Origin of the sequence: Prosthecobacter vanneervenii (assembly GCF_014203095.1) — a bacterium.
Classification (GTDB): Bacteria; Verrucomicrobiota; Verrucomicrobiia; order Verrucomicrobiales; family Verrucomicrobiaceae; genus Prosthecobacter; species Prosthecobacter vanneervenii.
This window is the reverse complement of record NZ_JACHIG010000001.1, coordinates 290,963-314,987: the sequence shown is the minus strand read 5'-3', so window position 1 is coordinate 314,987 and position 24,025 is coordinate 290,963. Positions and strand designations below refer to the sequence as shown.

17 protein-coding genes are annotated in these 24,025 nt (G+C 60.6%); 3 read left to right on the top strand and 14 right to left on the bottom strand.

The window, feature by feature from the left end; genetic code table 11:
• From HNQ65_RS01080 to HNQ65_RS01070, 3 genes are all read right to left on the bottom strand, one after another.
• Complete coding sequence (locus HNQ65_RS01080; protein ID WP_184337518.1) at positions 1–885, bottom strand: Kelch repeat-containing protein; 885 nt, start codon at positions 883–885, stop codon at positions 1–3.
• Between the two features lie 64 nt (positions 886–949).
• Positions 950–1,501, bottom strand: a complete 552-nt coding sequence (locus tag HNQ65_RS01075; RefSeq protein WP_184337516.1) for a hypothetical protein — start codon at positions 1,499–1,501, stop codon at positions 950–952.
• Positions 1,498–2,013 carry a hypothetical protein gene (locus HNQ65_RS01070; RefSeq protein WP_184337514.1) on the bottom strand — a complete coding sequence of 172 codons (516 nt, stop codon included), beginning with the start codon at positions 2,011–2,013 and terminating at the stop codon, positions 1,498–1,500. The genes HNQ65_RS01075 and HNQ65_RS01070 overlap by 4 nt, the downstream gene beginning before the upstream one ends.
• 126 nt (positions 2,014–2,139) lie before the next feature.
• On the opposite strand from HNQ65_RS01070, the gene HNQ65_RS01065 reads away from it, so the two are divergent.
• Positions 2,140–3,636 (top strand): sodium:solute symporter family transporter, encoded by a 1,497-nt coding sequence (locus tag HNQ65_RS01065; protein ID WP_184337512.1) that lies wholly within the window; start codon positions 2,140–2,142, stop codon positions 3,634–3,636.
• Here HNQ65_RS01065 and HNQ65_RS01060 read toward each other — a convergent pair.
• The 8 genes from HNQ65_RS01060 to dnaX form a co-directional block, all read right to left on the bottom strand.
• Positions 3,593–4,351, bottom strand: a complete 759-nt coding sequence (locus HNQ65_RS01060; RefSeq protein WP_184337510.1) for an SDR family NAD(P)-dependent oxidoreductase — start codon at positions 4,349–4,351, stop codon at positions 3,593–3,595. The genes HNQ65_RS01065 and HNQ65_RS01060 overlap by 44 nt on opposite strands.
• 54 nt (positions 4,352–4,405) lie before the next feature.
• On the bottom strand, positions 4,406–5,371 hold the full coding sequence (locus HNQ65_RS01055) for an amidohydrolase family protein (protein ID WP_184337508.1): 966 nt from the start codon (positions 5,369–5,371) through the stop codon (positions 4,406–4,408).
• A 48-nt stretch (positions 5,372–5,419) separates the two neighbouring features.
• The gene (locus tag HNQ65_RS01050; RefSeq protein WP_184337506.1) at positions 5,420–8,641 is read right to left on the bottom strand and encodes a LamG domain-containing protein; all 3,222 of its coding nucleotides are present in this window, start codon (positions 8,639–8,641) and stop codon (positions 5,420–5,422) included.
• A gap of 24 nt (positions 8,642–8,665) precedes the next feature.
• Complete coding sequence (locus tag HNQ65_RS01045) at positions 8,666–10,018, bottom strand: right-handed parallel beta-helix repeat-containing protein (protein ID WP_184337504.1); 1,353 nt, start codon at positions 10,016–10,018, stop codon at positions 8,666–8,668.
• A gap of 121 nt (positions 10,019–10,139) precedes the next feature.
• Positions 10,140–12,422, bottom strand: coding sequence for an aminotransferase class III-fold pyridoxal phosphate-dependent enzyme (locus HNQ65_RS01040; protein ID WP_184337502.1), 2,283 nt, complete (start codon positions 12,420–12,422; stop codon positions 10,140–10,142).
• 5 nt (positions 12,423–12,427) lie between these two features.
• On the bottom strand, positions 12,428–13,939 hold the full coding sequence (locus HNQ65_RS01035) for a glycoside hydrolase family protein (protein WP_184337500.1): 1,512 nt from the start codon (positions 13,937–13,939) through the stop codon (positions 12,428–12,430).
• 134 nt (positions 13,940–14,073) lie between these two features.
• Entirely contained in the window at positions 14,074–15,534 is a 1,461-nt protein-coding gene (locus HNQ65_RS01030; RefSeq protein ID WP_184337498.1) for a peptide MFS transporter, read from the bottom strand.
• A gap of 85 nt (positions 15,535–15,619) precedes the next feature.
• Positions 15,620–17,584, bottom strand: a complete 1,965-nt coding sequence (gene dnaX / locus HNQ65_RS26485; RefSeq protein ID WP_343076538.1) for a DNA polymerase III subunit gamma/tau — start codon at positions 17,582–17,584, stop codon at positions 15,620–15,622.
• A 206-nt stretch (positions 17,585–17,790) separates the two neighbouring features.
• Between dnaX and HNQ65_RS01020 the strand changes: the two genes are divergently transcribed.
• Complete coding sequence (locus HNQ65_RS01020) at positions 17,791–19,002, top strand: radical SAM/SPASM domain-containing protein (protein WP_184337496.1); 1,212 nt, start codon at positions 17,791–17,793, stop codon at positions 19,000–19,002.
• Positions 19,003–19,117: 115 nt separating this feature from the next.
• On the opposite strand, the gene HNQ65_RS01015 is transcribed toward HNQ65_RS01020, so the two are convergent.
• Positions 19,118–20,782 (bottom strand): (2Fe-2S) ferredoxin domain-containing protein, encoded by a 1,665-nt coding sequence (locus HNQ65_RS01015; protein ID WP_184337494.1) that lies wholly within the window; start codon positions 20,780–20,782, stop codon positions 19,118–19,120.
• A gap of 227 nt (positions 20,783–21,009) precedes the next feature.
• On the opposite strand from HNQ65_RS01015, the gene bcp reads away from it, so the two are divergent.
• Positions 21,010–21,483 carry a thioredoxin-dependent thiol peroxidase gene (gene bcp / locus HNQ65_RS01010; protein ID WP_184337492.1) on the top strand — a complete coding sequence of 158 codons (474 nt, stop codon included), beginning with the start codon at positions 21,010–21,012 and terminating at the stop codon, positions 21,481–21,483.
• A 33-nt stretch (positions 21,484–21,516) separates the two neighbouring features.
• On the opposite strand, the gene HNQ65_RS01005 is transcribed toward bcp, so the two are convergent.
• Positions 21,517–22,134 (bottom strand): hypothetical protein, encoded by a 618-nt coding sequence (locus HNQ65_RS01005; RefSeq protein ID WP_184337490.1) that lies wholly within the window; start codon positions 22,132–22,134, stop codon positions 21,517–21,519.
• 109 nt (positions 22,135–22,243) lie between these two features.
• Positions 22,244–23,998, bottom strand: a complete 1,755-nt coding sequence (locus HNQ65_RS01000; RefSeq protein WP_184337488.1) for a hypothetical protein — start codon at positions 23,996–23,998, stop codon at positions 22,244–22,246.
• Positions 23,999–24,025 lie beyond the last annotated feature (27 nt).

The following is a 24,025-nucleotide window of genomic DNA, read 5'->3' as shown; positions in this document are numbered from 1 at the left end:
TTAAGGCTGCCGCAACGCCTCCACCGGAATGCGGTGGCATTTGTCGGTGCGAGACTGCTTTTTGTCCTCTCCGCCGAGGCAATAGACGTAGTCGCCGAGCTTCACCAGTGCAACCATCGAAGCATAGGGCAGCGCTTTGGTTCTGGCATACGTGTCAGACTTCACATCATAGATCAGGGCATCTGCCGTAAAGTCATCTGTATAGCCACCGGCGAGGTATAGATGCTGATCATCAAGCGCGACGGCAGTCATGCCGCGAGTGGCCAGGGGCAGAGGCTGCAGTTTTCGCCACGTGTTCGCAGCAGGCGAAAACGCATAGGCCTCCCGTGAATTGACTGGCGCGCTGGATGCCGCGTCGTAGTTCATGCCGCCAAAGATAAAAAGCTCAGCACCTGCCACCGCCGAGGCGGCGACGGCGAAAGGTTTGCCTGGGTAGTCGGCTTTGGGCGTGACCTGCCAACGCCCATCCGCAGAAGCCACAGCGTGGACCTTGCTGCTGACACCTGCAATGTTAGCGGCATCTGGTGTGCCGCCAGCCATGAGATAGAGCCCTCCTATTACGCCGCCTGCAGCCAGAACAACAGCATCTGGCAGTGTGGGAATCTGCACACGAGACTTGGTGCCTTCCGGCACCTCCAACCATTTCAGCGACAGGGCACCATCGCTGCCGCCCAGCCAGGCCAATGAGTCGGCGGTTTGCAATGCGGTTCCGTACGCAATTGCGTGGCTCATTTCTGGCAGCTGCGACCACTTTCGTTCCTTGGGGTCATAGGCATGCACCGCCTTGAGCCAGTTTTTCTTCCCACCCTGCCAATTTGTGCCGCCTGCGATGATGATTTTTCCCTGATGCACTCCACAGACAAAGCCACCGTTGGGTTCAGGCAATGACGGCAGGGGCTCCCAGTCAGCGGCGTGCAATGAACAAGAGAACACCGCAAGGAGCGCCAGGTTAGACAGTCGTTTTGTCATCAGGATCCGTAGCGCGCTCATAGTGGTCGGTTTGAGGTGATTTCCAGCCGGGACGCAGTCGCACATCGCTTCTGCCGCTCAGAACGCCGGGTGCGCTTGACGGAGAAGCGTCGTTTTTGCGGCGCATCTCCCACCAGCACTGGCCGCAGTGGTTGTGCTCGTGGTCGATGACAAACCCGGCCTTCTCCATCAGCGGGCCGATCCAGCCCATGCAATGGTCGCAGTAGTCGGTATATTGATGCAGGCCGTTGCGAATGAGGAATCCTTTGGAAGGGCACTCGTGCATGTCGATGCGGAAGACATCCTCCGTGACCGTGCGCTCATACACCGCACCTTCGTCCGCCAGCGTGGGCCCCCAGTACTCCTTCATGCCTTCGATCCCCTTCCCTACGATGAGCTCCACCGCATGCGACTGCGAATCCTGATGGATGGCCTCGTCCCAGTAGGCGCGTACCAGCTCATGTCCGCCCTGCTGGCGCAGCCATTCAAAGGTCCACTCGTAGTGCCCGCAGAAGTCGTAGCAGCCGATCATGATGCCGTGGCAATGTCCTCCAGGCTTTGGGCTTCGGTTTCCGCCGTACGTTTCATGAAGCGCTGCGTGCAGGTGCCACTGCCGCCACACACGCGCACTGTCATACCTGCAGGCGCAGCAATGGCTTCATTCACAAAATAGCAGTGCTGGCAGAACTGCGGCACGATCTCGCGGGCATGCTCTCGCAGATGGTGGATGGCCGGACAACGCCTCACTTCCAGACGGACTTCGGCGTCTGATTCCCTGATCTCCACATCCGCTCCGGGCTCAGCTTTGAAAAAAGCACGCCAGTAGTCCGCCACACCAGGCAGCCCCTGCTCCGCCCACTGCTGTGAAACCGGACGGTAGTAACTGCCGCCGATGTCGCGCCAGTAGCTGCGAAGCGCCTGCTCTCCACGATGTCGCAGGATGAAGCGAAAGGTGGCATTGGTGGCGAAATAAAAGTCCGCATGCCCGGCCGGCTTGGTGTCGGTGTAAGGCAGAGACGTGGGAGCGGGCGCGGCTTCTGACATGGCGGCTGGTATTCATGAATACCACCCATGTCCTCATTTTGCGCCCATATTCGTCTGGTTCAAAAAACTGACCAGAAAACAGCCTGGCCTGCGGCCGTTTTCCTGCGGTATCAATTCAGCCCGCGCATGACTCACTTTTCCTGGCTCGACTACACCATCTTCGGCGGCTACCTCGCGGCATCTGTGGGCGTGGGCCTGTTCTCGGCACGCGGGTCAAAATCCCTCGGCGACTACTTCCTGGCGGGACGTGGCATGAACAGCATCCTGGTGGCCATGTCCATCCTGGCGGCGCTTTTCTCCGGCATCAGCTATCTCGCGGGTCCGGCGGATGTGTACAAAAACGGCTTCGGCTTTGCCTACGTGATTCTGGCTTTTTTCATCGCCACACCGTTCACGGCGATGTACATGCTGCCAAAGTTTTACCAGTCGCGCTTCTTCACGGCCTATCAGTTTTTGGAGGAGCGCTTCTCCCTCTCCGTGCGGCTGCTGGCATCCGGTCTCTTCATCTTCCGTGTGGCGCTGTGGCTGGCTGCGGCCACATATGCACCTGCGCTGGCGCTGGAAAAAGTGACCGGCATGCCGCTGTGGCTCACCATCCTGGCTTCTGGCGTGCTGACCACGCTTTACACGGCGCTGGGCGGCATGCGTGCCGTCATCTGGACGGATGTGATGCAGCTCATCGTGCTCTTTGGCGGGCAGCTCGTGATCGTGCTGGTGGCCGTGGGCAAGATCCCCGGCGGGCTGGGCGGTGTATGGGACACCGCCGTGGCGGACCACCGGCTGGACCTCAGCCTCTCCTTCAGCATCTCCGAGCGCGTGAATCTCTGGGCTGTGCTGCTGGCGGGGGCCTTTCTGCATCTGGTGCAGATGGCCACAGACCAGGTGTCTGTGCAGCGCTACCTCACCGCGGGCAGCTTGAGGGAGGCGCAACGCTCCCTATGGATCAAACTCTGGCTCATCCTGCCCGTGCTCATCCTCTTCTATGGCACCGGGCTGGTGCTGTATGCCTTTTACAAGACTCATGGCGACCCCATGACCGCAGGGCTCATCGCCAAAGAAGACCAGATCCTGCCCTACTTTGTGGTGACGCAGCTTCCGGCAGGACTGCCGGGACTGCTCATCGCGGCCATCTACGCGGCCAGCATGTCCACCATCTCAGCAGGGCTCAATTCCCTGGCATCGGCCACGTTTGTGGACTTCAAGCAACGACTCTCCACACAGGCCGAAGGCACGCAGGCGCAGCAGGTGGGGCGCGCGCGAATGATCACGGTAATCTACGGCTTCATCGTCATCGGGCTGGCCTTTGCGGTGTCTCTCATGCCGGGAAATCTGGTCGAGTCGGTAAACACGGTCATCGGTCTCATCGGTGGGCCGCTGCTGGGGCTGTTCTTTCTGGGCATGTTCACGCAGCGGGCCACCACACGCGGTGCGCTGCTGGGCTGCCTGGCGGGCTTCATCTCCCTGCTTTCGCTCTATCTGTATCAAAATGGAGTGCTCACTGCTGTGAAGCCGCCGCTGCTGGTGTCCTTCATCTGGTTCAGCCTGCTGGGCACGCTGATCACCATGGGGGTGGGGCTGCTCACTTCCGGCCGATCTGACACGTCGTCAGTCCGCCATCAATGATGATCGTCTCCCCCGTGATGTAGCACGCGGCATCCGAGCAGAGAAAGACCGCCGCCCCGGCCACATCATCAGGAGTGCCCAGGCGCTTGAGCAGGATTTTCTTTTCGTAGTGCTCCACCATGGCGGTGTCACTGGCATGCACCAGACCTGCGGTGAGAGGGGTCTTGATCAGCCCCGGTGCCACGCCATTCACGCGGATGCCATGATCTGCCAGAGACACAGCGAGAGACTTCGTGAGCATCACCAGTGCGCCCTTACTGGCATCATATGCACAGGAATCTGCCTCGGCCTGGAATCCATTGGTGGAGGAGGTGATGACGATGCAGCCACCGCGATTTTCCGCCACCAGACGGCGGGCAAAGGCCTGCGCGGTGAAAAACACGGAGGCCATGTTGAGCTGCACGGTTTTGTTCCAGCGCTCGCGGGTCATCTCCAGAAAGCCCACATCAAAGAAGCTGCCCGCATTGCACAGCAGAGTGTCCAGTCCTGGCTCCGCCTCAAAGGCGCTCTGGACCAGCCTTGCCGGGGCGTCCTCCGCCGAGAGATCGCTGGAAACATAGGAGGCCCAGGCGGGAAAGTCTGCGGGGCGCTCATTCAGCCCGTGGCAAACCACCCGCGCGCCCGCCTCATGCAGACCGCTGGCCAGCGCCAGCCCGATGCCCTGGGATGATCCTGTGACTAGTGCCGCCCGACCTTCAAGAGAGAATGCTTTCATTATGCCTAAGTTTCTTATAACGGCGGCAGCAGGCAGGTCAATACACGGATCTTGTCAGGACAAAATCGTGCCCCCAAGATAGTCGCGGATGTTTGTGTGGGCGATACGCTCGACCATTTCAGTGCCGCCAGCGGTCAGGGCGTCCACTTCATCCTTGTAGGTGCTGATCAGTCGCACCACCTGGCCATTGATCTCAGCGGCGTAGCTGTAAAACGGCGAGTCGCTGCCCCACATGAACTTTTTCGGGTAGGCGGCGGCGAGGTCCATGATGACCCGTGCAGGGTCGGAGTAGTCGGAGTCAAAGCGCCGTGCTTTGGGAGCCACGTAGGGCAGATCCTGTACCGCGCCCACGCAGTGGATGCAGTGGGCGGAGTTGTCGAACCACGTGTTGGGCAGTGCCTGCACGCGGTCCAGACACTCCTTGTCAAAACGGCAGGAGTGCGCCAGGCAAAAGCGAACGCCAGGGTTCTCCTCGGCGATGTCTAGAATGTCATGCGCCTGGGCCCAGAGATCGCTCTCCGCCACGCTGGAATGGATGAGGAAGGGCACATCCCATTCGGCGGCCAGCTCCACAAAGACTTTGCCCCGATCACGCAGGTGCTTGATGTCCGCCTGCAGGATGGTGGTCTGCATCTTGATGCCGTGGAAGCGGTACTCGCCACGCAGCTTTCGCAGTTCCTTCTCCTGCGCCGCCGTGTTGCGCATGGGGTCGCCCATCACAAAGGGCAGCATGCGTTTTCCCTCCTCGGGAAAGAGCTCGTAGCACTCCTTCATGAGCCGTCGGTTTTCAAAGGCGTAGGGGATGTCCTGCAGGCGGCCCTTTTCGTCCTTGATCTCGTTGTCCATGAAGGCGGTGACATCCAGCGCGAGATGGCTGACAAAGGGGAAGACGATCCAGCGGTCTACCCCTAATGCGCGGCCTTCATCATGCATCGTCACAAGATGCTGGGCATAGGGAAAGTCGCCGTGCAGATAAAAGAGCAGGTCGGAGCCGACGTGGTTGTGGCAGTCGATGATCATGGGAATGAGTGCGCGTTGGTTGGATACTGAAAGACGTGGCGGGCCATCTCAGGGGCTGACCTGCATCCACTTTGTGGTCTCCATGCCGGAGGCCAGCTCGCGGATGTGAATCTCCCAGGTGCCGGGAGTTTCATTGCGGGCAAGATCCAGCCGTAGGGTCAGCTCGCCGTTTTCCACCACGTGATAACCGTCAAACTCGGCAGGCGCGCCATCAGCATCGCGGATGGTCACCGCCACCGGGATGGACGCAGGCATGGGCATGCCACCGGAAGTCAGCAGGCGCACGCGCAGCTCGGCGGTGTTTCCACACGTGGCAGTCTCGGGCACCTCGGCCTGCATTTCCAGCAGAGGCACTGGCGACAGCAGCAGAACACGTCCTTCCGAGGGTCCCAGTTTCAGCGGGATGATGAGGCCGCTGTCCTCACGCTTGGGCAGCAGGAAGGTGGAGCGCGTGAGATCGTACACGTTCACCTTGTCCTGTCCTAGATTGAGGTTGGTGGTGACCGGCAGCGCAGACTCCTTTACAAGTCCATGCTGCCCCACATAAGTGCCGGCCTCCCGACGGTCATTGATGACAAAAAGGCAGAGCGCCTCGCCCGTCTGGCTGGTGTGCAGGATGACTTCAGCGCTGTCGCAGCTGACCTTCGGTTGCCAGCCTTGGTCTTTGCACAAAGCTGTAAGCCGCTCTGGCAAAGACAGAGGCGGCGGAGGCTCGGCGGGCGGAGAGGTGGCATCGGGTGCCTGCACGGCCTGCGGCTGTGGTGGATGTTCAGGCATCGGCTGAAGCCATGAGGCATCGGCTTTCAGCGCCGGGCAGAGATGATCATCCGCCAGCACTTTGCCGCCTGACTTCTGCCAGTCTCGTATTCTTTCCACCACGCTGACAGGCAGCACATTGCAGTCTGGCATCAGCAGGATCTGCCGTCCATCCAGCGCACCATCCATGAGACTCTCCTCATACACGATGTCTGCCTGAATGTGCGCGCGCTGCAGCGCCTGCCAGAGCTCCAGCGTGTTGGAGGCACCTCCGCGATACAACCCGCGCCCCGCCATGACTTGGGAAGTAAAGCTCTCCAGCAACACCACGGGTGAGCGCCAGACCTGACGCCTGCCGAGCATGGGTCCCAGAGGCCGGAGGAGACGCTGCGCTACATCGCGTGCAGCCGTCAGACTCTGTGGGTGCGTGCAACTGGAGGCACCACACAGCGTGGCACCCTCCCCCAGAACCAGCCCTTTCAGTGGGCGCGATAGCAGCATCCAGAGATTCTCCTTCAAAAGCGCCGGAGCCATGGTGATGCGCTGCGCAGGCATGAGCCGGTCCGCTTGGAGAATCGAAGACGCAGTGCCCTCCGCACCCGCTGGCGAAACCAGTGCACGCCCCCAGCTCAGCGGCAGAATGCCGAAGACGCCCAGATCACGCTTGTGCGCCGCCCCCATGGCCAGCTGCTGGTCCATGCACAGCCCGGCCATCAGTGGATCACGCGTGTCCATGCTCTGATCCCCGATAATGTTCACACCATCGAACGCACCCGCTTTGGAAGGCTGACGCACCGAGGGATGATGCATGATCCAGGTGTCCACATGCTCCTGTTTGCGTCGATCATACGACTTGAACCATGCTTCATTCGCCGCGCCTCGCCCATTTCCTTCAGACCAGTACCAGCGGTAGTATTTCAAAACCGGGTGATCATCCGGGATCATGCGATCAGGAGGAAAACCCGGCAGCTTTTCCCAGTGCACGAAATCCGCCTGCACCTCCGCTGGAATGCCCTGCCCGCTGTATTTCTGGTACGCATCCTGCTCCGCCTTTCCGAGACTAGGATTCCAACCACCCGAGTAGGATGAACCGAGCATAACTCCATTCCAGTTGCCAAAGGTGCGATAGTAGAGAGTAAACATATTTCCGCAGGCCTCGACCAAACTGGCGGCACCAGCAGGAGCGAAATTCACTTCCGCAGGAATGTACTCCTTTCCGTCACGTCCCACTTTCTTCAGGCCCCGGCTCAGCATGATCTGGTCATGATCCAGCTTCGCCACCGTGCGCATGCCATTAAGGAGTCCGGTCTCAAGCCTGGGCCGCACTGTCAGCGGATGGTATTTATTGGCAGTGCCCACGTATGGAGCATCATCATTGAGAATGCCCGTCCAGTGCGTACAGGCCAGATCCTTCATCTGCGGCAGGGCCTCCACAGCCACACCATCCAGCACCACCGGAAGCATGTGGCTGTGGCGCGCGGTGATCTGAAAAGCCTGAGTGCGGCTGGTGCGGCTGAGGCCCGTGCCAATGGCCACCTCCAGCATATAGGCCCCCGGCTTGAGAGCTGTGTCAGGCCCGAACTCGTTCACGTTTGTAGTGCCGGGTTCGAGATCAGGAAAGATGAAGGACTGTGTCTCCCCATTCACGCTGAATGTCATGTTGGCACCACGCAACGCCACGCGGCGCAGATTGGTGCAGGTGATCTTCATCGGCAGCGGGCGCTCCATGCGCTCCCAGACATGAGATGTCCCATCGATCGAAAGCGCAAACGCCGCATATCCACGCACACCGGAGCACAGGCGCACCTCATCCATGATGCCCTGAAACGCCCCCATGCCTCCGGAGCTGTGTCCCAGATAGAGCGCCTGCGTGCCCGCTGCCACGGCGCCGCAGCGCTCGGCATATCCCTCTCCCGCCACCTGCGCATCCACGTGAAAGACAACTTTTCCCGCACCATCATAGCTAAAGGCCAGATGCCGCCACTCGTCCACCGGCAGCAGCACAGGTTCCGAGGCAAACTCCTTGGCATAGGTGCCAAAGCCCAGCCTCACCATCATCTGCCGCAGACCGCCCTGATCAGGTGGCAGCAGACTCCAGGAAAATTCCTCCATTCGCGCCCCTTGCTTGTCCAAGAGGCAGACGGCCTTCTGCATCACGGGACTGGCGGCCGGCCGCACCCACATCTCAGCAGAAAATGCGCCCTGCGGAGTGAGGTGCGGATGCGCCACGGCCACACGAGCAGGCGTGCCGCATTTCAAACCTCCGCCAAAGCGCCCCTCCGGCACCAAATTAGCACGGTCCACGATCAACTGAGCACCACGCCCTGAGGCATCCGAGAGAGGCATTTCGTCAAACTTCCAGCAACCCAGCACATGTGGCCCAGTGGCATCGAGATTGGCATAGCTCTCATCCCAAGGATCTTGCAGCAGCGGCGGAGGCGCGGCAGGTTTCGTCGCACCAAGACCAGCCCCGGCAAGTGCGAGGTGCAGCAGGATGACGGAAAAAAGGCGCATGGTGCAGCAGGTCGTGCTTTTAATTTACTGGGCTCCGAGATTTCTGCGAACGTCTGAAGGCAGGTCTTCCATCTGCTGATGCCGAAGATAGCGGCGCAGCACTGGCGGCAGATCTTCAGGCAGGTCCGCAGCCGCAGCCAGGCATGCAGATGTATTGACGAGACTGAAGTCCTGAGTCTCCAAAGAGGTAAAGCCTGGGTCACCCCCCTGCACCGAGGGTGCCAGCGTTTCGATCTTGCCGGTGAATTCATCCACACTGGGCAGCCAGCCCTCTGTAAGCCAGTTTTTACCCAGCTTGAGCACACCCAGCTTGCACATGAGGGACAGGTGCTTCCCGGCGCCAGTGGCATGGAGAATGTTTCCATGGCACTCCACCGTCTCCTCCTCCGATGAGAGTCGGAAAAGCGCAACAGGGCGCGTGCGTGTGGAGACGACAGTATTATGATAAAAATGCAGCACACCTTTGCGGTAGCTGGCTGTCTTTCCGCTGTCTCCGCCGTAGTGGACAAACTGGTTGTTGCCATCCCCTTCGCGCTCGATGAGCACATTGCCATACACATGGGTGTGACGGTAGGCCGGAGAAGCATTGAGCACTGGATTGCCGGTGGCGTCCACGAGATCAAGCTGGCGGTTGCCGCCTTCGATCCAGTTGTAGCGCACCACCAGCCCAGCGGAACGATCCTTCAGGTTGTTGCCAGAGCACCCTTCACGGAGAGGTCCAAAATGGTTGCCTTCAAACACGATGCCGTTGCATTCGGTATAGGCGTTGTGCTCGGTAATGCTGCCCGGATTGCCATTGTCGTAAATATGGCAGCGCTCGACGAGGATATTTTTCGATTTGGCACTAACCATGAGCCCATTGCTGCTGTCATGCAGCACGAGGTTTCTCAGCACCAGATGATCGACGATCTCCACATTCACGCTCGCGGCATCCTTGCTGTAGGGCGTGAGGCCGCGCCGGCCCTTGAAGCTGTTAGGCCCCCTGCCACCGCGGATGTCCAGATTTTCCAGCACGATGTAGCCAGGCTCCGCCACGGCCGAAACATTGGAACCTCCGATCTTCACCACCCCGCGCTCCTGTCCCCAGTAGTTGAGCTGCGGTCGCGTCACCGCATCCTGTCCATCAATGACAGGAAGCTGACCCGCAGGACCTGGCACACCGCTGATGGTGATGGGCTGCTTTTCAGTGCCTCGGCAGCAGATCACCCACTTCTCTTTGTATGGCGACTTGCGCCAGTGAATGCGCACCACATCACCTGCGGTCAGCTTTTCCCAGGGAACGGATCCTATCTCTGGCAGCTTTTGAGATGGGCCCACCTCAAATACCACAGCCTGCAGCATGGCACCCGGCAGCAGGCAGGCTGAAAGACAAATCAACCGGCGAAGAAATAATGTGGAACAGGACAAAAAGTGCATGATCAGGAATGGGATGGAAGCGTGGGCAACAAACGCCGACACTCCGGCGCAGGCACTCTTTTGCCAGTGAAAAATCCGTGCATCACACCAGTCGCGCAAAGCCCTGCTGCACCCCGGTGATGGGCTCCAGAGGAGTCTGCTCCATGAGGGCCAGCACCTCGTCCAGCGCTGCTAGCATGCCGGAGAGGTGCTCATCCATGTGCGACCATGTAACATAGAGCTGGCTGGACATGAGATAGCCGCGCTGAATCATGTGGCGGATCATGAGCGGTTTGGCAGCCGGATTGCCAAAGGCAAGCGAAGGCGCACAGGGCATGCCGCCGATTTTGAGCTCAAGGGATGGATGCCGTGCGGCCAACTCTCGAAGCCCCGACTGCAGGTGCTGCCCCATCTGCCACACCTTCTGCTGTACGCCCTCGCGCTGCATTTTATCGATGCAGGCCAACGAGGCAGCCGTGCCCACGCCATCGGTCCAGTAGCTGCTGGAAATGAAGCTGCTGTTCGCCGCATCCATGACTGAGTCTTTGCCCACAATAGCACCTGCGGGGTAGCCATTTGAGATCGCCTTGGCGTAGACTGCGATGTCGGGCTCAATGCCCAGCCCCGGAGCCGCGCCTGGAAAGCCAAAGCGCCAGCCGCTGGTGACTTCATCCAGCACGTAGACTGCACCTGCGGCGTGGCACTCGGAGATGACCTGCTGCAGAAAGTCATCGCGCGGCATTTCGGAGCGCATGGGCTCCATGACGACAGCGGCCAGTTTGCCATCCAGCTTTTTCAACGCGGCGCGGAAGGATGCGATGTCGTTGTAGCGGAAGGGCACGGCCGTGCCTGCCAGTTCGCGCGGCACGCCAAGCGGCTGCAGACCTGGAAGCAGATGGCCATCGAGCGCAGCGTCATCACCCAGGTTGGCAGCGAGATACCAGTCGCTCCAGCCATGGTAGCCGCAGAAGGCGATACCGCTTTTGCCCGTGGCCGCACGTGCGATGCGGACCGCAAGGCCAAGCGCCTCGCCGCCGCCGCGTGCGTAGCGCACCTTTCCAGCCCAAGAGTGAAGATCCAGCAGCACATCTGCCAGCTTTACCTCATCGGGAGTGGCCAGTGTAGCGTAGCTGCCGAGATTCACACGGCGCTTTACGGCCGCGTTCACTTCGTCATCGGCATGACCAAGCAGGATGGCACCGACGCCGCCGGTAAAATCGGTGTAGCGCTTGTTATCCAGATCCCACACACAGGCCCCTTTGGCGCGTGAGAAATACGAGGGCCAGGACTGCGGATCAAAAAGGTGCGCGCGCTTGGAGAGCAGCCCTGTGCCGCAAGAGATTTTGGTTTTGGCCTCTTCCCAGAGTTGCTGTCCCGAGTGCGTTTCTGGTGTTCGCTTCAGAAGGCGCAGCGCATTCTCACGGAAAATGTCTTCCAGATCTCCCTGAGTCATGCCGGTGTCTTCGCAGGCTTCGCGCAGGCAGAGCAGCGACTCGATGCCAACCGTAGTGTACTGACCGAAGATGGTGAGCTTGTCTCCAGTGATCTCGGGGTGAATCCAGGTGAAGCCGTCTCCCTGCGTGATGCAGGAACCACGCAGTTCACTTACCATGTAGTCGCTGCCCCAGAGTACACGGCGAGGACCCAAGATCTCCAGTGCGGCGCGAAAGGCTCCGGCCTGGGTGACAGCGGAGGTATCCACGACGACGTTGTCGAGGTCCACGAGATGATGCAGACCTTCGCGGGCGTGACGGTAATTGAATGAACGCGCCACATGCGCCAGCACCAGCTTGCAGCGTGGGTATCGACGGCACATTCTACGGATTGCCTCCACATTGCGCGTATCGGTGATGCCATCCGCCAGCATGATGTGCAGCATCAGGATGCCATCGTGCTCATGGCAGAGCTCCCACATCCACTCCGGCGCGAAGGATTCGATCTCCACCTCTTTGGTATCCGGCACATCGGCATAGAGACGATAGGGTTTGATGCCGACAAAGACGCCCGTGCTCAGGAGGCGGCTCACCTCGGCGGGATCATCCTGCGGCGCAGCCAGCACCAGCGCACGTGAGTTCCCTGTACCATCCACCTGCGACTGCAGCCAGGCATTCTCACCGGCACGGTCATTCCCAGCGCTGGGATAGCCAAAGAACAGCCCCTCCACCTCGCGCCCCGGCAGCCACAGCCGCATGGCTTCCTGAAAGTCTGCCATGCCATAGCCGCGATTTTCATCGAGAAACACCGGCCGCTTACCCTCGGCAAAATGGCGCGAGTGAAAGAGATGCGTGTGCACATCAAAGACCATGGCAGGAACAAAACCGTCGATAGCCCGGTGCAGCAGCTTGTAATCGGTGTCGTTGAGTTTGGTGACAAGAGTGAGCGACATGGCGGCTAGTCGTTGAGGTAGATGGCATACACCTTCGCGGCGCTGCCAGCAGGGATATTCACACGCAGCGCGGTCTTTTTACCTGCGGGCAAAGGCTTGGTCAAATTGAGAGGAACGCGGACGCCGTTGGTGCTGAATTTGATTTCATAGCCGTCCAGGGGATGATCAAGGTGATCCAGAAGCTGCACAGTGAGAGGGGTCTCCACCGTGAGGCCGTCCACATTGATGGCGATCTCCTTTGCCGTAAAGGGGCTGGTGATGAAGTGCCCCTCCTCCTCGGACACCTTGCGGGATAGAGAACCAAAGCCATCCCGCCGCAGCGTGGCGAGGCCGATGTCCATGTGCTCCAGTTCGCCGCCGGTATTCCAGTGAGAATACCAGATCATGGTCTTGTCTCCTTCGTTCACAAAGGCATGCCCCTGGAGGATGGCGATGTCGTCCCACTCCCCTTCCTTGCCACGCGGGATGATTTTGAAGCCGGGCACGGGCTCGCGGTAATGCACGCCGTCATTGCTGATCATGAGGCCCAGGTCCACACGCACACCGTAGTTCCAGCTCTTGCCCTTGGGCGGCGGTTGCTCCGCGTCCTGCCACATGCCGTGCAGTCCGACCATGACATTCCCCCGGTTCCACAATCCTGCTCCCATGTGCATCTGCTGGCCTTTCACCGGCGGATCAGAAAGTTGGCCAGGACGTGCATAGGAGAAGGCCTTGGCCTTGGACCAGGTGACAAAGTCCGGCGAACGGTAGGCCAGCATGTCGCGCCCGATCTCTCTGCCATCCGGCCGCCAGGACCAGGGGCTAAGGAGCTGGCCTGTGGCATAGTAAAAGTCACCGAAACGGTAGAGGCTGCTGACTTCAAAGCGCTCGCCGCCAGCATTGGCCGGCCGGTCGCCCACGCACTTCCAGCTCAGGCCGTCCGCGCTGGTGGCAGTGACAAAGGCTCCCCAGCGTTTCTCATTGGGACCTATCTTGCTGCGCCCACCTTTGACGTCCTCGATGGGCATGTGGGCGATGTAGGCGCACTTGTAGCGTTTCGAGGCATCCGGTTCATCTGGCTCATACAGCACTGAGAGAAAATCGTTCACACGAGTCATCGAATAGGGCGCGCCCTCAATGCGGCAGATGTTGTTCTTCGTGCTGCCGTTAAATTCCACGAGACCCAGCTCGGGCTTGGTCCAGGCGATGCCGTCTTTGCTTTCCGCATAGCACATGGGCCTCCACCAGCCAGGAGCCTGGCCTTTCACCACGGCCGCCTCATGCATGCCCAGGTACCACATGCGGAAGGTATCGCCCTGCTTGATCACCGTGCCATAGAGCACAGCATGCCCATGATCCGGAGCACCTGCCGGGCCATTGCTCAGCACCGGATTACCCGGATGCTTCTGTGCTGCCTCCAAAGTCAGCTTTAGATTGTGCTGCCAGGCGATGTTGTGATCGTCGAAAGCGAAAAACACCTGCTCAGCCGCCTGGAGCTGAAGAGCAAGCCCGCCAAGAAAGCAGAGGATAAGCTTCATGCCCGCGACTATGAAGTCAGCCTCCCACGCCACCAGCTTATTGAAGTGGTTCATTCACCAGACCAGACTGCACAAGAGGCTAAAATCATTCCGGCGGAAGGGTGCTGAAATGAGCACCAAGACCTGCGGTGCACTTATTTGATTCCTGGCATCAGCTTGGTGATCCAGCGCGCCAGAATGAGCAGCACGATGCCGGAGATGCCAGCCGTGAGGGCCACATGCAGAAAGCGCGCGGGCATCTGCGCAGTGGCGTCTCCCGTCACGCCGCCGGCCAGGATACCTGCCAGGATGTCTCCCAGCGAGCTGCCGAGAAACCAGATGCCCATCATCTGCCCGGTGAGGCGAGGAGGAGCGAGCTTGGTCACAGCACTGAGGCCCACGGGGCTGAGGAAGAGCTCTCCCAGCGTGTGCAGGATGACCACGCTCATGAGCCAGGTGGGCCACACCGGCCCCGTGGCCAGCGCACGTTCAGCCGCCCACGCGGCAACGACAAAGCCCAGCGCCAGCATGAGCAGCGCCCAGGACATCTTGGTAGTCAGGCTGGGGCTGGTGCCACGGCGATCCAGCGCATTCCACATCAGGGCCACCAGCGGTGCCGCCCCGATGACGAAGAGCGGATTGAGCGCCTGCACCCAGCTGGCGGGCACCTCCCAGCCACCCAATTTTCGCAGCGTGTACCGCTCGGCAAAAATACTGAAGGACGAGCCCACCTGCTCAAAGCCTGCCCAAAAGAGCGCAGAAGCCAGGAAGAGCACCAGGATGACCACGAGTCGCTTCTTTTCCGCAGGCTCCAGCCTGGCCAGAAAGAAGGCCCAGAGAAAGTAGAGCACCGCTGTGCCCGCAATGAACCACGCCGTGGAGTGAGCAAAGCGCACCACATCGATCTGCACCATGCCGCTGACTCCCAGCGCCACGAGCACCACCACACCCGCCAGCCCTGCCTGGAGCATGCGCCACTCCCGCTGCACATTCTGCCCCGCGTGATCCGCTCGCAGGCCGATATGCATCACATGCCGCTCCGTGAGGCGGAACTGCACCAACCCGAGAAACATGCCCACCGCCGCTGCGGAAAAGCCCCAGCGCCAGCCCACATGCTCGCCCAGCCAGCCACACATGAGCTGGCCAAACAGAGCGCCCACATTGATGCCCATGTAAAAGAGCGTGAATCCCGCGTCCCGCCGCGCACCGCCCTCCGGGTAGAGCTGCCCCACCAGCGCGCTCATGTTGGACTTCAGCAGGCCGGAGCCAAAGGCCACGAGGACGAGGCCGATGAAGAACGACTGCGTGCTGTGAATGCCCAGCACCACATGGCCGCAGGCGATGATGATACCGCCCCACCATACCGCAGAGCGTGCGCCCAGCAGACGATCCCCCACCCAGCCGCCGGGCAATGCCGTCATGTAAACCAGCGCAGTGTACAGCCCGTAGATGGCGGCGGCCATTTCGTCGGTGAGCCCCATGCCTCCGCGCCTCACCTCCGCGACCATGTAGAGCACTAGCAGCGCACGCATGCCGTAGTAGCTGAAACGCTCCCACATTTCGGTGAAAAAGAGCGTGTAGATGCCGCGTGGATGGCCGGTGGGTGCAGAGGTCATGGCGTGGGAAAGCCGCCATCCAACGACAGCGGCGCTCTCATTGCCAGCTTTTTGCGCACCAAGCTTGGCTCAAAATAGCACTCTATCAATTCAACGGCACCAGCTTGGCCTTAAACTTCACCATCGCCTGCTGGATAAGGGGATCTTGGTAGAAGTCATCAGGAAGCTGCGGACCGGAGGGAGCGGCTGGCTCGGCGGGTTTGACAGCCTCAGCTTTGGAGGCTTCAACCTTGGCGGCTGGTTTAGCCTCAAGCTTGGGCTCAGCTGCGGGTTTCGGAGCAGGCGGCGGATCATCCATAAGCCCGAGACCCATCTCTGAAAAGTCCGGGGCTTTCAGGCTGGGGTCCAGCACAAACTCGATCTTTACGGACTGCCCCAGGATCTCCTGCGCCGCGCTTTCCAGAAAGCTCAGCTGCGCCGGGCGCATGAGGCTGTCTCGTGCAAAGCCCTCGCTCGTAGGGAAGCCCACCTTCAGCACATTGCGGGTGATGCTCATGAGCGTGGCGGAGTGCAGCCAGGAAATGATGAGTGGGCGGCGCTCCTGCACAATGGCCACGAGACGCTTCCACACTTCTTCCTCGCTCATCGCAGAGGCCGCAGGCTCGACAGCGGGAGGCGGAACTTCCCTGACCACAGGCGCGGGCGCAGGGGCAGGTTTGGGCTCAGGTTCGGGAGCACGCGCCACCACAGGGGCCGGTGCAGGTGTGGGCTCAGCAGGTGGCGGTGCGGCCTTGGCCAAGGGCTCTGAAGGTGCTAGCATCGGCTCAGGCGCACGAGCAGCAGGTACCGGAGCAGGCTGCGGCCTCTCAGCGATGACAACAGGAGCCGCTGCAGGCCTCAGGGGCTCGGCGGCACGGCGGATCGGGGGTGGAGCACTCTGTGTACGCGGCGCAGGCTGAGGGCGGGAGAGCCCCTCGGCGCTACCAGAGTCCAGTGCAGCAATCACATCGCTGATGGCCACCTCATTCAGGCTCTGCACGGCGGCGATGACGCCCAGCTCAAAGTGCAGGCGCTTGTTGCTGGCCCAGCGCATGCGGGCATCCACATCGGCCAGGCCATCCACCACACGCAGGAGCTGCTCGGTGGTGGCCATTTCCGCCTGGGCTGCCACCTCCTGAGACAGCTCAGGGCTCAGATCTTCCGTGGCGGCCTCGGGGTCTGCCTGATGCACCAGCAGCGTGCGGAAATGTTGTATGAGATCCGCCAAGAAGCGGCCCAGCTCCTTGCCCGCCTCGTTCTGCTCATAAACCGCGCGCAGGGCGCTCACGGTGTCGCTTTCTAGAATGTGCCGCGCCAGGGCGGCCACGGACTCGCCAGAGGTGAAGCCAAAAACATCCAGCACGTCTTGCTCGGTGATTTTGTCGCCACAGAAGGCCACGAGCTGGTCCAGCATGGACTGCGCATCACGCATGCCGCCCTCGGCCCCCTTGCCAATGGCGAAAGCTGCTTTTTCGTCCAAGTCCACATTCTCCAGGCTGGCGATATGCAGCAGGTGCTTGGCAATGATCGCATTCGGGATGCGGCGCAGGTCAAAGCGCTGGCAGCGGCTGATGATGGTGGGCAGGATCTTGTTGGGCTCCGTAGTGGCAAAGATGAACTTCACGTGCTCCGGCGGCTCCTCCAGGGTCTTGAGCAGCGCATTGAAGGCGCCCGTGGTGAGCATGTGCACCTCGTCGATGTAGTAGATCTTGTAGCGGCAGCGGGTGGGGGCGTATTTGACGTTGTCTCGCAACTCACGCACCTGCTCCACGCCATTGTTGCTGGCGCCGTCGATCTCCAGCACGTCCATGCAGCGCCCTTCGGCGATCTCCAGGCTCAGCTCGTCCTCGGGGTCAAAGTCGATGCTGGGGCCGTTTTTGCTGCACAGGGCCTTGGCAAAAATACGTGCCGTGGAGGTCTTGCCGGTGCCGCGCGGCCCCACAAAGAGGTAGGCATGCGCCAGACGCTGCTGGGCGATGGCATTGCGCAGCGTGCGCACGACATGTTCCTGGCCGAGCACATCGGCAAACGTCTTGGGTCGGTATTTACGGGCAAAAACTTGGTAACTCACCCGTTCAGACTAACGAAGCCCCGGGGGGAAGCCAATGGAAGTTTAACGCCGCCTGCAACTATTCCCGACCCGGCAGCAGGAGCGGAAAAGAATGGAAAAAATTCAACAAAACAAATCTCTGCGGCGTTCCCAACTCTGCGGTGTAAAATCACCTCTCCCCCCCCGGACTTTGACCTCCGGACTGCCCCCTTCCCCATTTTCCCTCCATGATCTTCTCGCTGACCTCCCGCATCCTTCAAACCGTCGATCCCCTATGCCTCGCGAAAATCGGGTGGAATTTCGGTTACAAAGGCGCGCGCTCCGTCATGCTGCACAAGCAGCGCATGAAGCAGGGCCAGTTTTTCCCGCCGTTCTTCTACATCTCCATCCTCAACTCCTGCAACCTCCGCTGTCAGGGCTGCTGGGTGGACGTGGACAAACCGCGCGAATCCCTGAAGCTGGATGAGCTGAACAAGATCGTGAACGACGCCAAACGGCGCGGCAATGCCTTCTTTGGCATCCTGGGCGGCGAGCCCTTCATGCACCCGGAGCTCTTCGACTTTCTGGCCATGCACCCGGATGCCTACTTCCAGGTCTTTACCAACGGGCAGATGATCACCGCCAAGGCTGCTGAAAACATGCGCAAGCTGGGAAACATCACCCCCCTCGTCAGTATCGAAGGCACCGAAATCGTCAGCAACCAGCGCCGGGGCAACAAGGACGTCCTGACCCGTACCCTGCGTGGCCTGCAAAACTGCCTGGACGCCCGCGTGCTCACTGGCGTGGCCACCAGCCTGTGCAAGACCAATATCGACGACCTCCTGACCGAGAGCTGGCTGCGCCGCCTCATCGACATGGGTGTGCACTATGCCTGGTATCACACCTACCGACCCGTCGGCCCCAAAATCAGCGCCGAGCTCGCACTCACGCCCGATCAGATCACCCAGGTGCGCAAATTCGTCGTCAACATGCGGGCCAAGCTGCCCATCGCCATCGTGGACGCCTACTACGATCACAACGGCCAGGCTCTCTGCCCCATGGCCAACGGCATCAGCCACCACATCAGCCCCACCGGTGCCATCGAGCCCTGCCCCATCATCCAGTTCGCCAAGGAAAGCGTCCGCACCGAGCGCGATCTCTATGACGTCTTCACCGGCTCAGAATTCCTCCGAGACTTCCGCAGCATCGCCGCCCAAAACACCCGCGGCTGCATCGTCCTGGAGCGCCCGGACCTCGTGAAAGCCGTGGTCAATAAACACACCGCCAAAGACTCCACCATCCGCCAGACCGCCATGGCCGAGATCGAATCCATGACGCCAAGAACCAGCCAGTGGCGCGAAGGCGAGGAAGTTCCCGAAAAGCACTGGATGTACTGGCTGGCGAAGAAGTTTTTCTTCAATGATTTTGGGGTGTACCGGGGATTGGAGAAAGCAAGATAGTCGTCCCGGCCGTGCTGATTGGAAGCTGCAAGCAAAAACGCCCCCGCCCCATCTGCACAACCAGAGATGATAAACTCTGCCCCAGCTTATGGCATGCTTCGCCAAGGCTGAATCCTTAATCCGCAAAGTATCCCTTCAGCTCTTCACCGAAATGCTGCAGGGCGTTCTTGATGGGCAGAGGCACGCCACCGCCGAGGGCGCAGAGGCTTGTCTGCTCCATGGTGTCGAGGAGGTCGGTGATGAGTTCGCGATCGATCTTGAAACCGCTGTCGGTGCGGGCTTTGGCAATGAGCTCCTTGCCACGTGTGCTGCCAAGACGGCAGGGGAAGCACTTGCCGCAGCTCTCGTCCGCCGTGAACTGGAAGAGATGCTGGATGTACTCGATCATGGGCATCGACTCCGGAATGCTGACGATGCCGGCGTGGCCTTTCATGAAGCCTCCGTATTTGAAGGATTCAAAGTCCATCGTGAGCTTGCCCACGTGGCTCATCGGCACGATGCCGCCGAGCGGGCCGCCGATCTGGAGGGCCTTGACCTTGGTTTTGAAACCGCCGGCGAGGTCGATGATCGTCTGCAGCGGCGTGCCCATGGCGACTTCGTAGATGCCCGGCTTCACAAACCAGGAGTCGAGCGAGACCAGCTTGGGGCCGGTGGACTGCGGCGTGCCGATCTTGGCGTATCCTTTGCCACCGAGGGTGAGGATGGCGCGGATGTTTGCCAGCGTCTCCACGTTGTTGACGATCGTCGGCTTGCGGAAGAGGCCTTCAATGGTGGGGAAAGGCGGGCGTGTGCGCACCTCGGGGCGCTGGCCTTCGATGCTGGCCAGCAGAGCGGTCTCCTCTCCGCAGATGTAGGCACCTGCGCCCTTGATGGTCTTGAGCATGAAGTTGAAGCCGGTGCCGAGGATATCATTCCCCAGCAGCCCCGCGGAGCGGAGGTCTTCGATGGCTTCGTTCACGATGGTGATGGAGTCTGGATACTCGGCGCGGATGTAGAGGATGCCCGTCTCCGCACCGGCGTACCAGCCTGCCACCATCATGCCCAGCAGCACGCTGTGCGGCTGCTTTTCCATGAGGTATTTGTCGATGTAGGCACCGGGATCCCCCTCATCGGCATTGCAGACGATGTATTTCACCGGGCCTGAGGCCGCGCGGCAGCTGGCCCATTTGAAATGCAGCGGGAAGCCCGCACCACCACGCCCACGCAGGCCACTGTCCTTGAGATCAGCACCGAGGGCATCGCGGTCGCCATTGGCAATGAGCTTTTTAAAGGGCTCGTAGTACGCATCAATGCCGGGAAACTCAGCGGTGAGAATGGCGGGCTGCAGATGGGACACGACGGCATAGCGGTCCTCGGAGTCGCCCTTGCCTGTTTTGACCAGGTCGGCCACGGCGGCATCGCTCTGGCCGGAGTAGTTTTTGCCCTGATACTGGAAGGCACCGCCTTCATGGCAGCGGCCCAGGCAGCAGATGTGGCCGATCTCCTCCTTTTTGAAATGAGACTCCAGGGTGTGGTGCAGCTTGTCCTGGGTGCCGGCGCAGAGGCAGGCGCTGCCATTGCAGAGAAAGACCTTCTTGCCCTCGTTTTCCTTTTTTAGAAAGTCGTAAAAGCTGACCGCGCCAAGCGTGATGGCATCTCCAAAGAGGTGATCCTGCCCCATCTGGTGCACGATGTCGTTCTTTTCAGCCGTGCCGGCTTTGTCGGCGGCATCGACCATGCGTTCAAAGACGTTTTTTTCAACACCTTTGCGGAAAGAGAGTGCGCTGAGATTCTTGGACATGCGGTTGGGGAGGCAAGATTAACGACCAAATCCAGCAAGTGCATGCGCAAAAATGGGGTTGCGAAGGAAAAAGCGGAATGAAACAAAAGGCCGCCTCCACAGTTCGACGGACCAGATTGGCATCTCGGGCCTTCCCGGTGTACCAGCCCAGAAAGCGGCCTGCACACTTTTTGCGCCCCATGAAGCGACTTCAATCGTAATCACGGCCACCCCACTACCACACCCCCATGAGCAAGCCCGCCCTGCACACCCCCGCCCCCGACTTCACCGCCCCCGTCGTAGGAGGCAGCTATCAGAGTGGCGACACGGTCACCCTCAGCCAGCTGCGCGGCCGCCCAGTGGTGCTGTACTTCTACCCCAAGGACGACACCCCTGGCTGCACCAAGCAGGCATGCGGCCTGCGCGACGGCTGGTCGCAGATCTCCAAAAAAGCGCAGGTTTTTGGCGTCAGTATCGACTCCATCAAGCGCCACGCTAAGTTCATCGACAAATACACCCTGCCCTTCCCGCTCATAGCCGATGAAGACCAGCGCATCGTCGAAGCCTATGGCGTCTGGGTGGAAAAAAGCATGTATGGCAAAACCTACATGGGCACCGAGCGCAGCACCTTCGTCATCGACGCTGACGGCAAGATAGCCGCCATCCTGGAAAAGGTGAAACCAGACGAGCACCTTGATTTGGTTCTGGCAGCGCTGAAATAGATCATTTTCCAGCTCTGACCGCCCACTAAGACCTTATCGCTGCGGAGCTTCAGGCATGGGCATGATGGGAGTCATGGCACCCTGATTGGATACACGCACCGGCTGCACGCCAGCCGGGCGTCTGGGTGCCTTTGCTGGCATTGGAGGCATGACTGGTGGACGGACACCGGCTGCGGAATTCACCGCGCCGCCTCGTGCTGTCTCTGCAGCTGCCATCTGCGCGATGTAGTTTGCATCATACTTGATCACCGCGCTTTCCGCGCCCAGCGCCACCTCCACCTGGCACTCGCTGCGCGGGGCATCCAGTTTGAGGGACTTCAACGTCATTCCGGTGGATGCAGGCTGGTCCCTGCGCAGCAGGATGCGCTCTCGGGTCTTGGTATTGACCAGCACCACCGTAGGATTGGACGCCGAGCCGTAGAATGCACCGATGGCCAGATCTGCGGCAAACTCCCCATTGGGAGCGTGGGGCGCGACCGTCTTGAGCGTGAAAGGGTTCTTGTTCCAGCCAGCCTCGTAACGCTCCACCGGGTAGGCTCGCGGGGGCGTAAAGGCAGCAGACTCCTCCGCACGGGCAACCGTGGAAAGAGGGCCCGTCAGTAGCAGCAGTAAGGTGAGGAACTTCCTAAGCAGCATGAAAAAAACAGTCATATCATGCAAAATCGGCAGGCGGATCGCCTCCCAAGGTCATGCAAGATGACCCGCACATTACCATCATCCGAGAAGGCTGGCATCCTTTTTACGCAGGAGGTGGCTGCGCTCACTTGGCCCGCTGGAGGAACTGGCGCTCTTCATCCAGTAGCAGCACCTCCGGAACACGCTCCGCGATCTGGTAGGCCTGCTCGTTTTTGCCGGAGAGAGCCAGCAAACCCGCAGCCACCGCGCGCTGGCCTGGCGGCAGGCGCGCGGGCTCTCCCAAGGCCTTCAAGCTGGTGGCCAGTGCCTGTTTGTCGCCAAAGCGATAGGCCGCGAGGGCGCGCAGCAGCTCAGGCTGCGTTTGTTTGGAGTCCAGCCCATCGGCACCTGCGGCAGCGCCTGTCTGCACACCTGCCAGCTCGAGTTCGAGGCCCAGCACAAGTCGCAGGTAGGTGCAGCGCTCGGCAAAGACGGCGCTGGTAGGCCGCAGGTCCTGCAATCTGCGCGCAATGGCAAGCATGGTGGCCGGAACCTTCTGCAACTGCGCCAGCTCAGCAGCTTTTTGCAGCAGCTTGATGGAGCTATCCGTGTCATCCATGGCCGCCGCACGGTAGGCATCCACGGCAATATCCAGAAGGTTCAGCTTTTCCGCCACCACACCTGCGGCGATCAGCGGCGCGGGATTCACATCTTTTTTGGCCACGTCGATGCTGTTTTGCAGCAGCCGTGTGGTTTCCTTGAGGTCTGGCTGCAGGTGGCTCTCCACCTCCGCCAGCCACACTCCTGCCAGGGCCGCGGAAACCGGCGGACGGTGAGAGGTGAGCATTTCGTGCAGATCCTTCCAGCGCCCCTCCGCCACCAGTGCATCTGCCATGATGGAGTAAAGATCACGGGAGCGGATGGCGATGTCCTGCGGAAGGAGCTTGAGCAGACGTGCGTGCTGCCCCTGCTCCGCCAGCCAGCGTGCAAAGTCGGTAAGATTGCCCTCTTTTTCTTCCTTAAATCTCGCTGTCTCGGCATCCAGAATGGCCACACGTTGTTCCGGCTGCAACCGCAAGAGAGCGGAGACGATGGCCAGGTGGCTGCTGAGACTGCGGTGTGGATGTTTGTCCACCATCTCCTGCAGGCGTCGGGCTTCTGCAATGCTGAGTTCAGGGTCCCGCGAGAGCTGGAGCATGGCCTGCATGGCCACCTGAGAATCCTGTGCTGCCATTTCCCACAGCTCCGCGTAGGCGGCGCGGCGCACCTCAGGAAAGGAATGGCTGCGGTCCTCCATGGCGCGCTGCAGCCTGGCCTCCGGGGAGGTTTCCGCCTGGCTGCGCATGGAGCGGCGGGAGATCTCCGCCGCCTCTTCCGCGTGTCCTTCCGCAGAAAGGAGCTTGGACAGCAGGTCCATGCGTGCAGCGCCTGTCTTTCCAGAGGCTTCCATACGCTCATAGACTGCGCGGGCCTCGACAGTCTTCCGTGCCGCCAGCAAGCTCTCTCCCAGCAGGGCCTCCTGCTCCTCCGTCAGGGGCTGCTTGCTGGAGAGCAGCTTGAGCTGCTGTGCCAGCGTGGCGGGGTCTGTGCGGGTGGTTTTGAGAAACTCCACCACCACCTTGATCACTTCCACGTCCTCAGGCGCCCAGCGGCGTGCGTCGATGATACGAGGCAGAGCACCTGTAATGTCATTGCCTGAAAGCGCGGCCTGCGCCTCCTTCGCATACTGGCGGCCCCAGGCCGTCTTGAGCGCATCCTTTACCGGATGCCACGCCACCAGCAGCACCACCAGCATGAAAAAGCTGCCCATCACAAGCCAGGTAAACTTGCCGATCCGCGCCGGAGGCCGGGGCTGATCCGGCACCTGAGACTGTGTGGAGGGGCTGTAGTGAAAGGCCATGTTTGCGAATGGGTGCGTGGGAGAAAC

Coding starts and splice junctions, on each gene's coding strand:
- HNQ65_RS01055 (WP_184337508.1), bottom strand. CDS start 5,371: ATGATCATCGACTGCCACAACCACGTCGGCTCCGACCTGCTCTTTTAT.
- HNQ65_RS01050 (WP_184337506.1), bottom strand. CDS start 8,641: ATGCGCCTTTTTTCCGTCATCCTGCTGCACCTCGCACTTGCCGGGGCT.
- HNQ65_RS01075 (WP_184337516.1), bottom strand. CDS start 1,501: ATGATCGGCTGCTACGACTTCTGCGGGCACTACGAGTGGACCTTTGAA.
- HNQ65_RS01065 (WP_184337512.1), top strand. CDS start 2,140: ATGACTCACTTTTCCTGGCTCGACTACACCATCTTCGGCGGCTACCTC.
- HNQ65_RS01070 (WP_184337514.1), bottom strand. CDS start 2,013: ATGTCAGAAGCCGCGCCCGCTCCCACGTCTCTGCCTTACACCGACACC.
- HNQ65_RS01015 (WP_184337494.1), bottom strand. CDS start 20,782: ATGTCCAAGAATCTCAGCGCACTCTCTTTCCGCAAAGGTGTTGAAAAA.
- HNQ65_RS01030 (WP_184337498.1), bottom strand. CDS start 15,534: ATGACCTCTGCACCCACCGGCCATCCACGCGGCATCTACACGCTCTTT.
- bcp (WP_184337492.1), top strand. CDS start 21,010: ATGAGCAAGCCCGCCCTGCACACCCCCGCCCCCGACTTCACCGCCCCC.
- HNQ65_RS01000 (WP_184337488.1), bottom strand. CDS start 23,998: ATGGCCTTTCACTACAGCCCCTCCACACAGTCTCAGGTGCCGGATCAG.
- HNQ65_RS01020 (WP_184337496.1), top strand. CDS start 17,791: ATGATCTTCTCGCTGACCTCCCGCATCCTTCAAACCGTCGATCCCCTA.
- HNQ65_RS01060 (WP_184337510.1), bottom strand. CDS start 4,351: ATGAAAGCATTCTCTCTTGAAGGTCGGGCGGCACTAGTCACAGGATCA.
- HNQ65_RS01035 (WP_184337500.1), bottom strand. CDS start 13,939: ATGAAGCTTATCCTCTGCTTTCTTGGCGGGCTTGCTCTTCAGCTCCAG.
- HNQ65_RS01040 (WP_184337502.1), bottom strand. CDS start 12,422: ATGTCGCTCACTCTTGTCACCAAACTCAACGACACCGATTACAAGCTG.
- HNQ65_RS01005 (WP_184337490.1), bottom strand. CDS start 22,134: ATGACTGTTTTTTTCATGCTGCTTAGGAAGTTCCTCACCTTACTGCTG.